A 12,886-nucleotide genomic window follows, 5' to 3' on the forward strand; every position below is an offset into this window, starting at 1 on the left:
TCAACAATTGCGGATTTCATTCCTATGCAAGAGGACTTAAGCTTTTAGCCAGGGGTTTCAACCCCTGGCGGATTGACGGAATGGCGAATTTGGCCGAATGGCTGCTATTAGCTAATCTCAAAATTCATAACTTCCCAAACCCAATGCTTGGCGAGCTCGATCGTCAAAATTAGGGTCAATTTCCTTGGACTTTTGAAAATAAGCGCGAGATTCGGTATCTTTACCTAAAGTCCGGGCGATCGCACCAGCCCGGTAAAACATACCCGCATCGCGAATGCCCGATCGCATTATTTCGGCCATCACTCGATCGGCCTTTTGCCATTCCCCTGCGGCGGAAAGCGCCCAAGCCAAAGTATCCAGCGTCACAGCATCCCGGCGAATTTTCACCTCCTCCTGCATTAACGCCAGCGCTTCCGTTACATCCTGCGATCGACCTTTTTCCAGCAGCAAACTCGCTAAATCCCTGCGGTGCCCGAAACCGCCAGATCCAGAAACCTGTTCCTGTCGCAGCCCCGCTTCTGCTTTGTCGCGAAGTCGCCCGGATTCGATCGCATCTCCCTGCAAATCCTTCACCCTCGCCATACCGCGATCGACAATGTGATCGAACACAGTCTCAGCCCCGCCAGAATAGGCAGAAACCTTGCTGTAATAGCCTTCCGCTTCCCGATAATTGCCCTGCCGCGTCTCCAAATCCGCCAAATAAATCAGCGCCAGCGGGTATCGCGGCACCAAGCGCAGCGACTCCAAAAACAGTGCTTTCGCCTGCACAAACTGCCCGCGACGCGCGTAAAATCGACCCAAGAGCGATCGGGCCCGCGCCGAACCAGCAACCTCTCCTGGTTCCTCCGCCGCCATTGCTTGCCGGTAATCCTGCACAACCTCAGCATCTCGGCCCTGAGACTCTCTCACTAAAGCTCTCAAAGTGAGAGAACCCAAGTTAGGAATCCGGTTAACTAAGGCTTCTGCGGCTGCATTTGCCTCGTTCACTTTTCCCATTGCTAAGTTAGATGTAACTAAAAGGGCGATCGCATCTTCATTGTCAGAACCCGCCTGTTTAGCAAAGCGCAAAGCAGTAGCAAAATCGTGTCTTGCCTCAGCAATTCGAGCTAAAACTAACAGCGCACCTTGGTTGTCAAAAGGCAAATCGGCGATCGACCTTTGAGCCGCTTGTTCTGCCAATAAAAACCAACCTCCCTCCCCAGTAGCGCGAGCCATTTTTAAATAAGATCCAGCCAGTGCCGCCCGGTTCAAACCGCTGCGGGAATCAACAGCCAATCGCTGCTGGTAAAAAGCAATTTCTTGCTGAATTGCTTCTTTTTGATTGGGATTATTTCTCAAACTTTCCGAAAAATGATATCGGTAATTAGTATCGAGATTTTCGGGATTTTTGTTAGAAAAATTATCTGAAATAAAACGCAAATTAGGAGATAAATTTACTACTACCATCCCAACTAAAGGAACTACTATCAGCATCCCCCATGAGAAAATATCCGATTTTATTTCATGTTTAGTTTTAGTTTTCATACATCCGCGTTAATCAGCGTTCATCTGCGGTTAAAAAAAGCATCTCCGATCAGTCATTAGCCAATAAGCAATGACTAATGACTAATAACTAATGACTAATGACTAATTAGGCAAAGCCAAATAAGGAAAAGTCGGTTCTAAAGGTTTGTGTCCCTGAGCCGGATTTCCCGGAGTTCCGTTATAAGAAACGTTATCGCCAACCGGAGAACCCACCAAAGCTCCCAGAGTGATATCAATAACGTCGTCCATCAGCATACGACCTCCGATCAAGCTTCCTTGAGCATTTGTAGCGCTAGCGTAGCCGCTGGTTTTTGTGGTATCGATCCGCATGACATCGGGTAAGAAAGCTCCGGCGATCGCATTTGGATCGACATTATCCCGACCGTCCAAAAGATCGACAGCATTCAAAGTAGCAACAGCTTCCTGACGCACCGGAGCAGCAGCAGCGCTCAAATCCAATCTCGGAGGAATATTATTGAATGCTTCCAGATAAGCGGGAGTAACTATCAAACCCTCATTAATTGCAGGTCTTGCCAAACGCTCGAATTGTTTAAAACCGCCAGCTCCATCCCGGATCGAAACTGTTGACCAAACATCAAAAGTATTTGCCCCTGTTCCTGCTTGCAAAAACGCTTTCGGAACGCGGACAGCAATTGTATTGACGTTGTAACCTTTAGTAAAGTCGATCGCTTGACTCGGTTCTTTAAAAGCAGTGCGCGGCCCCGTTCCCAAAGCTGCGGCGCGAACTCGGAAAAATTGTTCCACATCAAAGAAAAACGGGTCTTCGCGTAAACCCGCAAATATAGTCAAGTTAGAACCGCCCACAGGTACTGTATTTACAACAGCATTAGAATTCAGCGGAGTTGTGGCAATTAGCCCGCCGTTAACTGTAGTCTTAGCAACAGTCTCCGAGCCGTTGCGAACAACAGTTACAGCTACCGCTTGCATACCTCTATTGTTAGGCGGACTGAAGGCAAACCGCAAGATAATATCCGAACGTCCAGTAGGTGTAGAATTCACGTCACTTACTTGCGTGATGTGAAATTGGTAGAGGGCTGTAGTGCTGAAATAATATTGATAACGGGCGACAGACCTGGGATTTGAATTCATGGTAAATACTAAATCCCCGTCCGCAGCACCGGAGTTTTGGTCTTTTTCGCGATATACATATAGGTCAGTTAAATTGACCGCGCGACCTTTGATATCTACTTCGCCGTCGTCGTGGTCAGAAGCGACAATTATCCCTGGAGTTAATAGAGCAATTAGAGCTACTTCAATAGCTAGTATGGTTCGGCGAATTTTTTTTGTGAGCTTCACAGTTAGCACCTTTATTGCAATGAATTTTTTGCACAAATCAATGGTAAATAACCCGCATTCGCGGGTTTTACTTTTGTAGCAACAGGTTGAAATCTGTCAACCTGTCGGGCTTTTGCGCTATTGCTGAGCCTTCTCCTATTGGTGGTATACGAAGGTTTGGCAATTTTGGATCTGTGCTTCAAGATAAATTTAGGGAAAAAAGTGTGTTATTGAGGATTTACTCGTTCCCGGACTATGCTTGGGAATGCCTGCTCCCAGACAAGGCTTCCCTCGATCGAGTGGAGCCACAGCCTCGCTTATACGGGTTCCCAGGCTCTTATTGGGAGCGATCGAACAAAGCTTGGGAACGAGTGAAGGGCGCGGTTCTGACAATTCCCGCATCCAGGATACCCGCCACGTGATTCATCCGTCCAGAAATAAAAAACCTGTATCCGATGAAACTTGCCGAACGTATTTATCTCGCGCAAGTCAATGCTTCAATTCTTTAATCGAAAATCGAAAATCCAAAATCCAAAATCCAAAATCGATTGACTCTTCACGCTCAGGGATTTTTTCGTTCTGCATAAAGCGGATTGCTAAGTCTAAAAAAAATCACTAATTAGGTGGTAAAATTCCAGATGACTTGGGATTTTTACAATTCAAAGCACGACAAAGTTAGCCTAAAAAGGCATACTCCAGTTTGTACCCCAACTTCAAACTTACAATTATGTTCTGTAGTGATATACGCCGAATTTTTAATTTTGGATCTGTGCAGTCAAAACAAAAATTTTCGGTACACTGAGATGACAGGCCAGAAGTCAGGCGATGAATCGCTGCTTTTAGTGCAGATTGCCCAGAAAGACCAAACGGCATTAGCTAAACTTTACGATCGCTACGGTCGCCCAAGCTACGCTCTCGCTTACAAAATCCTGGGTTCGGTAGAAGAAGCTGAAGAAGTGGTAATCGATGTTTTTTCCCAAATTTGGCAAAAAGCAGCAACTTACGATCCTTCTCGCAGTCGAGCAGATACGTGGTTGTTCATGCTTACCCGCAGTCGTTCCCTCGATCGGCTGCGATCGATCCAGCGAAATGTCCGGGCTGCTGAAGCTTGTCTGGAAGATGCGAAGGTACCCATCTCTAGCGTTGCAGAACCGATGGAAGATGCAATGTTTAAAGAACGCAGCGAACAAGTCAAAGCAGCCTTAGAAAAACTGCCAAAAGAACAGCAAGAGGCGATCGAACTCGCCTACTACCAAGGGCTGACTTGCGCGGCGATATCAGCTAAAACTGGTATCCCGACAGGTACAATCAAAACCAGAATTCGCTTGGGTATTTCCAAATTGCGTCAAGCTTTGAGCGAAGAATTTTAGATAGTCAAAAAACAAAATTTAAGTTGTTTAACATCAATCTAAAATTATGACCTCTCCAATCATCCATCTGGAGTGCGAGGACAGCAGACCAATTTCCAGTTTAAAATCAACCTAGGCTGAATTACAATTAATGGCGGAAAACAGATGGAAATGATGCCAGACGAGGAATATAAAATCCTTGCAGCCCTTCAAGCTCTCGATATCCTCGACGAGTCAGAACGCGGCGCATTTGCAGAGAAATTGAAAGATTCCGCAGAACTTACAAGTGAATTAGCTGCTTGGGAATCCACAATTGCTGCGATCGCCTACACAGCCCCCCCAGTTCCTGTCGCCCCCGACCTCAAAAACCGCCTGTTCCAGCGTATAGCCGAACTGCCGCCAATCCCGGCCGAATCAGCCAATATCAAGCCAATTGCTACTTCCCCAACAGAGAACAATACTCCATCTTTAATAGTGCGATCGCACGATGTCAAATGGAAATCTTATGGAGTTCCGGGAGTTTCGTTCGGCAAGCTTTACATGGACAAAAAAAAGCGCGAAATTACTTGCTTGATGCGCCTAGAACCTGGAGTAACATTTCCCCTGCACCGACACGCTGCCTCGGAGGAAGTGCTTGTATTAGAAGGAGACTTAATTGTAGAAGGGGAAATTTGCCATCAAGGCGACTACATTCGATCGGTTCCCGGTTCCACACATTCGCCCCTCACCCAAGGGGGATGTTTGCTGTTAATGAAAACTTCCCTAGACAACGAAATGTTCGTCTGATATTATTTTTGTTAAATTGCCGACAGCTTGGAGGGCGGGTTTATGTAAATTTATAGTTATAAGTATAGATGGTTGGTGAAACCCGCCCCTACAATTATTTCGGTTAATTTACCTGACAAGCTCTAACTCAAAAACGCCATATTGCTCCGCATTCTGCGGTTAAAAATCCCAAACATATCACGTAATTATCATGCTAAATTACTCGCGTTTAACTGCTGTTTTGTCCGCCGTTATTATACAATTTGTACCCAGTGACAAAAGCGCGATCGCCCAAGAACGCGAAGGATGTTTTCTGGTTAATTCAGTGGGAGAAGTAATTAACTTAAATTTGTTGTGTTCGCCTCAAGAATCCGACATTAAGCTGACAGGAAACGATGGGAAATTTATCGAAGACTATCAACGCTTAGCAAAAAGCTACTCTCCCGAAGCAACGGATAATTTACTGCAAGCAATCCGAAGGGCCCCTGGTCAAAAAATTGCGGCCGCTAAAAGAATGTGTGCGGAAGCAAAATCGGGACTTTCTCTGCCGGAAGTTAAATTAAGGGCGATCGGGCAAGCTGTCAGTATCGAAAATCCAACTGCCAAAGAAAGTTTTCTCGCCGATGCCGATATTATTACCACCCTTGCCGCCAATCATTATTGCCCGGAATTAGCCAGTAAGTAATATCATGAAATCTGTCAGTCCTCTCGCTCACCGGCAGTCCGCCAGGGAATGAATTCCCTGTCTCATAGCTAAAGTCCTCTCAAAGAGGACTGAAGAACTCATTAGTCCTCGTAGCGAGGAATTTCGCTTTGAGCCAGGGGTTTCATTCCCTGGCGGACTGAGGGTTTAACGTTAAGTTGACACGCCTTGGGTAAGGCAGCATCTCAGTTTTGATTTTACAGGAGTGCAAGGGGGACGATCGCACTTCTAAAAAACGCTTTTTACAAAACTGAGATTCTCCCACGGTAATACGGCGTCTTTACTGGCAGTTACAATATTAATTGTCATTTTGTCGCGCAATGATTCATGAAATTACCGGACATGAGATGAAACATTTAAAATCAAGTTCCGCCGACTTGCGGGATTTATTCAAAGACAGCATTACAGTTAAATACCTCGCGGAACCGCTGAAAGCTGTCCCAGCTTGCGAAGACGCAGCCAAATTGCGATCGTGGATGGAGGCCCGCGATTTTGACGTGCTCGGTATCGAAGAAAACGGCACGGTTTGTGGCTATGTAGAACGATCGCACTTAATGACAGGTAAGTGCAGCGACTACCAGCAAATTTTTCACCCCTCCCAATTAATTGCCGCTGCCACTCCTTTAATGGAATTGCTGCCGCTGCTGCGAGAAAAACCGAGATTATTTGTATTAGAAAGCAACAGGATCAACGGTATCGTTACCTGTGGCGATTTGCAAAAAGCACCGGTGCGGATGCTGCTGTTTGGATTGGTGACGCTTCTGGAAATGAATTTATTGCGGATCGTGCGGATTTACTTTCCCCAAGATTCTTGGCAGAAATTCCTGAAGGGCGATCGTATTTTAGCCGCAAAACACCTTTGGGAATTGGGGCGATCGCGAAATGAAGCAATTGACTTAATCGATTACCTGCAATTCTGCGACAAGCGAGATTTAATCCTGACTTCTGCTGAAATAGTCGATCGGCTGGGGCTCAAATCGAAACGCTACGGGGAGCGTTTTTTAAAGTCAGCAGAAGCATTGAGAAACAAATTAGCTCACGCTCAAGATTTAATCAACGGTTCTTCTTGGCCGGAAGTAATTTTTTTAGCTCAGGAAATAGAAGCGCTTTTGCAGCGTTGCGAAGAAATTGAAATGGCCGCACCTAATGAAGTAGAAAGCATTTAATCCTCATCTTTTATAGAGAGACTTTGTTTGTAGTGTCGCCATAATCGCCTATTTTGATAGAGGAAGGTGCGCCGAAGCGCACCCTAGATTTAGTTTGTAATTTTTAGTTTCCTGTTGGTATACTTAGGAACCCAGCCTTGAGCACTGGTGTAATACTGCAAGGCTTTCAAGTACAGCGACGGAGTGAGATAAAACCAATGTTCGGTATTAGCCGGCACTTTAATGTATTCTTCAGCTTCCAGCATTAATTGTACCTGAGAGCCGTTAGAATACACAAACCCAAAAACGCATTCCCCAGCTAAAATGTGAAGAACTTCTGCATCGGTGTGGGTGTGAGTGCGATCGCTTTGAGTCATCAGCGCGTAAATCTGCTGCGAACCTGGATGCAGCACTTTTAAGTCGCACCACCGATATCCGCTGGCGCGCTTAAACTGTTCAAACTCGCTATTATATGCTGCGAGAATCTGCTGTTTTTCTGTTACATTGAGAATGTCTTGAACTAGCAGTTCTTGAAACGCCGGATTTTCGTTGGCGGGCAGGGAATCGATCTCAATATTTAAAACTGCCAGTTGACTCGCGATCGCCCGGATATCCGTATATGTTCTACCGTCTTCTAGTTGCAGAACAGCCATATTACCACCTAATTTGTTGAGCTTTGAGGGAAATTTAGTTTCCATTTTTAAGCTGCTGTTTTAAGCTTTCGTCAAAAACTAAACTCCTGCTTGTTTTCAATAATAGCCGATCGCTAAAATTCCATCTCCTGCCTCGCCAATTATCAAACCAATAGCACCCATCAAATAATTTGGTGGTTTTTTTAACTTTTATTTAATAAGATTTACTGGAGTTAATGTAAGGTGCACCATAAGCACCGCACAGCTTAACTAAAAACTCAAAACTTTCAAATCAGCATCCCCGCGATACAAGCAGTCATAAAACAAGCCAAAGAGCCAGCAATCATCGCCCTCACGCCCAACCTAGCCAAATCGCCTTGCCGCTGCGGAGCCATCGCGCCAATTCCCCCAATCTGAATCCCGATCGAACCAATGTTAGAAAACCCGCACAAAGCATAAGTCGAGATAATTTGCGATCGTTCAGAAATCGCCTGTTGTTTCACCAATTCCATCAAATCTAAATAAGCAATAAACTCATTCAAAATCGTTTTTTTTCCCAAAACAATCCCCACCTCTGCACAATCAGCCCAAGGCACCCCCATCAGCCAAGCAACCGGAGCCATCAAATAAGCAAAAATTAATTCTAGCGACAACTGAGGCAAACTAATTAGCCCTCCAAACCACCCCAAAAGCGCATTAAAAAAAGCCAACAAACCCAAAAAAGCAATCAGCATAGCGGCCACATTCGCCGCCAACTTCAACCCGTCGCTAGCACCCGAAGCCGCCGCATCTACCGCATTAGCATAAACCTGTTCTACCTTCACCTCCACCTCCCCAGCCGTCAGCGACTTTTCAGTTTCCGGGTACAGCAATTTAGAAATAGCCAAAGCTGCTGGTGCAGACATCACCGACGCCGAAATTAAATGTTGAGCCGGTACTCCAAAAGAAATATAAGCTGCCATGACTCCGCCGGCAATTGTGGCAAATCCTCCCGTCATGACAGCATGAAGTTCCGAGAGCGTCATCGCCCCCAAATAAGGTTTAATTAACAAAGGAGCTTCGGTTTGCCCGATAAAGATATTCCCAGCACAAGAAAGCGTTTCTGCGCCGGAAGTTTTCATGGTTTTAATCATCAACCATGCCACTGCTTGCACAACTCGCTGCAAAATGCCGTAGTGATAAAGTATGGTGATAAACGAAGAGAAAAAAATGATAGTCGGCAGCACTTTAAAAGCGATAAAGTGTTCGGCAAAATTATCTCCAAATATAAACTTTGCCCCGGCATCAGAAAAATTGAGAAACTGCGTCACCATATCTCCAAAAAATTGAAAGACAGCCAAACCCGGAGCAGTTTTGAGAATCAAAATAGCAAAAATTAGCTGTAAAGCAATTCCCCACAATACGGGCGGCCATTTGACAGCGCGCCGATCGACTGAAAAGACGTAGGACAAACCGACAAAAACAGCTAACCCGAATACAGAAATAAGTCGTTCCATTTAGCAATTTTTAGAGAAGGTGCAGCAAGCATTTGTCGTTACCAGGCTCTGGTAATCCAGATTAACAGCCCGATCGTACTTTATCTCGTTTCCAGAGGTCGCCATGAGTTCGCGGCGCGGGCAGCACAGCCCCGGAGGGCGTATAATACACGATGCCGCCCGATCGCATACAATCTGGGCCAGTTTCGCTTACAATAAAAGGCTAAACCTCAAAATCACGGCGCAGCCTAATTGCTGCTACTTTTATGTCTCTACCTATAGTTGCTATTATTGGACGCCCCAATGTAGGCAAATCGACGCTCGTCAACCGTTTAGCCAACACCCAAGACGCGATCGTCCACGACGAACCAGGAATCACGCGCGATCGCACTTACAGACCAGCATACTGGGGCGATCGGGAATATCAAGTCGTAGACACCGGCGGGCTAGTATTCGACGACGAAACAGAATTTTTGCCTTTAATTCGCGAACAAGCAATGGCGGCCCTCGCAGAAGCCAGCGCAGCAATTTTCGTAGTAGACGGCAAAACCGGACTCACCGGCGGCGACGAATCGATCGCATCTTGGCTGAGACTGCAAAAAGTCCCAGTCATTCTCGCCGTCAACAAATGCGAATCCGAAAATACAGGGCTTACCCAAGCAGCCGACTTTTGGCAATTGGGGCTCGGAGAACCTTTCCCAGTTTCCGGCATTCACGGTAACGGCACCGGCGAATTGCTTGACAAATTAATTACTTACCTTCCCACAGAAGTATTACCAGAAGTTGAGGAAATTAAAGTAGCAATTATCGGTCGTCCCAACGTCGGCAAATCGAGTTTGTTAAACGCATTTCTCGGAGAAAATCGCGCCATAGTCAGCCCAATTTCCGGCACAACCCGCGACGCGATCGACACCTTAGTAGAACGCAACGGTAAAACCTACCGCCTGATCGACACAGCCGGAATTCGCAAAAAGAAAAACGTCGAATACGGCGCAGAATTTTTCGGGATCAACCGCGCTTTCAAAGCCATCCGTCGCGCCAACGTCATACTGTTAGTAATTGACGCAATCGACGGCGTTACCGATCAAGACCAAAAATTAGCCGATCGCATCAGCCAAGAAGGTCGCGCCTGCATCATAGTCGTCAACAAATGGGATGCCATAGAAAAAGAGTCCGACACAATATACGAGTACGAAAGAGAAGTCAGAACCCGACTTTATTTCCTCGACTGGGCAGAAATGATTTTTGTTAGCGCCATGAGTGGACAGCGAGTTGAAAAAATCATTGAATTAGTAGACAAAGCCTCCGACGAACACAAACGTCGCGTCCCTACCGCAGTCATTAACGAAGTCATAGAAGAAGCCACAACCTGGCACTCAGCCCCAGTTACCCGCCAAGGAAAACAAGGCAAAATCTATTACGGTACTCAAGTGCGATCGCAGCCACCGACAATCGCCCTATTTGTCAACGATCCCAAACGCTTCACAGAAAATTACCGCCGCTACATGGAAAGCCAATTCCGCAAACATCTAGGCTTTACCGGTACACCAATGCGGCTACTTTGGAGAGGCAAAAAAGTTCGTGCCACCGAAATGAGCACAACAAACAGAGCACTGCGCGTGAAGTGATTTTAGATTTTAGATTTTGGATTTTAGATTAAAGAGAAAACGCAGTTTAATGGTATAATTAAGTTGCGATTTTTTTCTTTTGTCTTCCTTCGCCTCTTGGCAATTCAATTACTTGGTATTTGAAACAATTCCAAATCAAACAATCTAAAATCTCAAATCGCAAGGTGGACGAACAAGAGTTTAAAAGAAGAACAAAGCAGCTAGCATTGAGAGTTATTAAGCTAGTAGATGCGCTGCCCAAAGGCTCCGCTTCTCAGGTAATTGGCAAGCAGTTAATTCGTTCAGCAACTTCTGTAGGAGCCAATTATCGAGCGGCTTGTCGTGCGAAGTCAACAGCAGACTTAATTTCTAAACTCAGGATAGTGGAAGAAGAAGCGGATGAAAGTCTTTACTGGATGGAGTTAATAGTTGAAGCTGAATTGGTAGATGCCACTAAATTGAAAAGTATCATGTCAGAAACAAATGAGATTTTAGCGATGACTGTTGCGTCCATCAAAACTTTAATTGCTAAAAACCCAACAGCAAATCGCAAATAAAAAAATGTCAAAATTCAACAAAAATTTCCTATCAAAAATCAAAACATCAAATAATCCCCAATCAAAAAATCAATTGCTCAATCAAATAATCCCATTCAAAAATCAATCAATCAATCAATCAATCCCTCAATCCCTCAATCAATCAATCAATCAATCAATCAATCAATCAATCAATCAATCAATCAATCCCTCAATCAATCCCTCAATCCCTCAATCAATCAATCAATCAATCAATCCCTCAATCCCTCAATCCCTCAATCAATCAATCCCTCAATCTAAAATCTAAAATCTAAAATCTAAAATCGACAAGATGGACTTACTTCGATCGCTCCCCATAGGACTTTACCTAGAACAACCCGTAACTTGGCTTCACCGGCTAGACTCCCGCGTCAAATTAGCTTGGTTGATGACATTTCTGATTGCACCAATACTCGCCAATCCCATCTGGCGGTTGATGCTAGTAGGAATGTTAATCGTACTGACACTAACTGCAGCAATTCCCTTGCGCGTGTGGAAACAGCAAATGGGACTCCTGCTGCTATTCTGTCTATTAGTATTTTGCCTCAGCGCGATCGCCCCCGACGGACTCCCCGCAGAACACCAGCCCCGCATCCCCGCCGACGAATTAACCTTTTCCCAACAGCCGGCAACCCTTCCACCCCCTCAAAAGCCCAAACCCTGGTACCAATCTTTTAACTTAGGCTCAAACTCCCCAATCCCCAATCCCAAAGCCCAAAGCCCAAATCAACTCCCCCAACCCACAAACTACCGTTACGTTTTATTAAAACAAGGCCCGATTAAAATCACTCGCAAATCCCTAGATTTAGCTATCAACGTCAGCACCCTATTTTTCACAGTAATTTACAGCACCAACCTCTACCTTCTCACCACAGCCAGCGAAGAAATTACCGCCGCCCTTGAAAACTTAATGCAGCCCCTGCGCCGCTTGAACTGGCCTATTACCGAAATAGCCTTAACATTAACTTTATCTTTGCGATTTATTCCCCTAGTATTGGAAGAAATACAAAATTTAGTGCGATCGGTCAGAACCAGAGCGATAAACTGGAAAAAACTCGGATTTCGCAGCGCAGCTCAAGTGTGGTTGATGATAGCCGAGCGGCTGTTAGAAAACTTGCTCCTGCGAGCTGAACAAATAGCCAGCGCCATGAAAGTTCGCGGCTTCACCAGTCCCGATCGACACCGTGTAGAATGGCACCAGTTGCAATTGAAAATCCGAGACTGGATCGCCCTCGGCTGCTTGCTCGTCCTCTGGAGCGCCCGTTTTGTTTGGGGGTGGGACAGTTGAGATTTTAGATTTTAGATTTTAGATTTTAGATTGATTGATTGATTGATTGATTGATTGATTAGATTTGAGATTGAAGAATTGGGAATGACTGATGAAGCTCGTCGTTTGGAGTACAGGCCAACATTTGAGTAAGTTTTGTCTGGTGCGCGACAGTCCTGCTAAAGTAATGGAGACAAATATTTAGAGAACCAAGACCTTGAACATCTATCTTGGGACAGATGTTGCGATTTTAGATTTTAGATTTTAGATTTTAGATTGATTAGATTTGAGATTGAAGAATTGGGAAGGAAAGATTCGAGCGGGCTTTGAAGCACGGGCATACATTTGAGTCAATACGCTTGGGTTAGTGCTAAAAAAACCGATCGTGCGTAGGTTGGGCCCGTGGAACGAACCCTCCGTTTCACTCCGCCCAACATTTTCGCTACAATTTTCCTTAACCCAAGCGTATTGACATTTGAGTAAGTTTTGTCTGGTGCGCGACAGTCCTGCTAAAGTAATGGAGACAAATATTTAGAGAACCAAGACCT

At 45.4% G+C, this 12,886-nt stretch carries 12 protein-coding genes; 8 read left to right on the plus strand and 4 right to left on the minus strand.

Features of this window, described 5'->3' with window-relative positions:
* Window positions 1–117 precede the first annotated feature (117 nt).
* Together QT973_RS05390 and QT973_RS05395 are read right to left on the minus strand one after the other, a co-directional pair.
* Entirely contained in the window at window positions 118–1,524 is a 1,407-nt protein-coding gene (locus tag QT973_RS05390; protein ID WP_333374902.1) for a hypothetical protein, read from the minus strand.
* A gap of 102 nt (window positions 1,525–1,626) precedes the next feature.
* Window positions 1,627–2,841, minus strand: a complete 1,215-nt coding sequence (locus QT973_RS05395; protein WP_333390833.1) for a DUF4331 domain-containing protein — start codon at window positions 2,839–2,841, stop codon at window positions 1,627–1,629.
* 173 nt (window positions 2,842–3,014) lie between these two features.
* Here QT973_RS05395 and QT973_RS05400 point away from each other — a divergent pair, with 173 nt between their 5' ends.
* The 5 genes from QT973_RS05400 to QT973_RS05420 all read left to right on the plus strand — a co-directional run bounded on the left by QT973_RS05400 (window position 3,015) and on the right by QT973_RS05420 (window position 6,803).
* The gene (locus QT973_RS05400; RefSeq protein ID WP_333337569.1) at window positions 3,015–3,242 is read left to right on the plus strand and encodes a hypothetical protein; all 228 of its coding nucleotides are present in this window, start codon (window positions 3,015–3,017) and stop codon (window positions 3,240–3,242) included.
* 381 nt (window positions 3,243–3,623) lie between these two features.
* Window positions 3,624–4,190: a sigma-70 family RNA polymerase sigma factor gene (locus QT973_RS05405; protein WP_333057880.1), complete on the plus strand. Its 567-nt coding sequence runs from the start codon at window positions 3,624–3,626 to the stop codon at window positions 4,188–4,190.
* Between the two features lie 150 nt (window positions 4,191–4,340).
* Entirely contained in the window at window positions 4,341–4,955 is a 615-nt protein-coding gene (locus QT973_RS05410; protein ID WP_333233650.1) for a cupin domain-containing protein, read from the plus strand.
* A 190-nt stretch (window positions 4,956–5,145) separates the two neighbouring features.
* Complete coding sequence (locus tag QT973_RS05415) at window positions 5,146–5,619, plus strand: DUF732 domain-containing protein (protein WP_333211005.1); 474 nt, start codon at window positions 5,146–5,148, stop codon at window positions 5,617–5,619.
* A 365-nt stretch (window positions 5,620–5,984) separates the two neighbouring features.
* Window positions 5,985–6,803, plus strand: coding sequence for a hypothetical protein (locus QT973_RS05420; RefSeq protein WP_333313975.1), 819 nt, complete (start codon window positions 5,985–5,987; stop codon window positions 6,801–6,803).
* Between the two features lie 89 nt (window positions 6,804–6,892).
* Here the strand turns inward: QT973_RS05420 and QT973_RS05425 are convergent, their stop codons facing one another.
* The gene (locus QT973_RS05425; protein WP_333262772.1) at window positions 6,893–7,480 is read right to left on the minus strand and encodes an acireductone dioxygenase; all 588 of its coding nucleotides are present in this window, start codon (window positions 7,478–7,480) and stop codon (window positions 6,893–6,895) included.
* 221 nt (window positions 7,481–7,701) lie between these two features.
* Window positions 7,702–8,910, minus strand: a complete 1,209-nt coding sequence (locus QT973_RS05430) for a NupC/NupG family nucleoside CNT transporter (protein ID WP_333057885.1) — start codon at window positions 8,908–8,910, stop codon at window positions 7,702–7,704.
* Between the two features lie 245 nt (window positions 8,911–9,155).
* Here QT973_RS05430 and der point away from each other — a divergent pair, with 245 nt between their 5' ends.
* The 3 genes from der to QT973_RS05445 all read left to right on the plus strand — a co-directional run bounded on the left by der (window position 9,156) and on the right by QT973_RS05445 (window position 12,359).
* On the plus strand, window positions 9,156–10,517 hold the full coding sequence (der, locus tag QT973_RS05435) for a ribosome biogenesis GTPase Der (RefSeq protein ID WP_333057886.1): 1,362 nt from the start codon (window positions 9,156–9,158) through the stop codon (window positions 10,515–10,517).
* Window positions 10,518–10,636: 119 nt separating this feature from the next.
* Window positions 10,637–11,053, plus strand: coding sequence for a four helix bundle protein (locus QT973_RS05440; protein ID WP_333057887.1), 417 nt, complete (start codon window positions 10,637–10,639; stop codon window positions 11,051–11,053).
* Between the two features lie 310 nt (window positions 11,054–11,363).
* A complete protein-coding gene (locus tag QT973_RS05445) occupies window positions 11,364–12,359 on the plus strand; it encodes an energy-coupling factor transporter transmembrane protein EcfT (RefSeq protein ID WP_333210997.1) in 996 nt (331 codons plus the stop codon).
* Window positions 12,360–12,886: the final 527 nt, after the last annotated feature.

The organism is Microcoleus sp. Z1_A1, assembly GCF_036700305.1.
In the GTDB taxonomy this organism is placed as follows: domain Bacteria; phylum Cyanobacteriota; class Cyanobacteriia; order Cyanobacteriales; family Microcoleaceae; genus Microcoleus.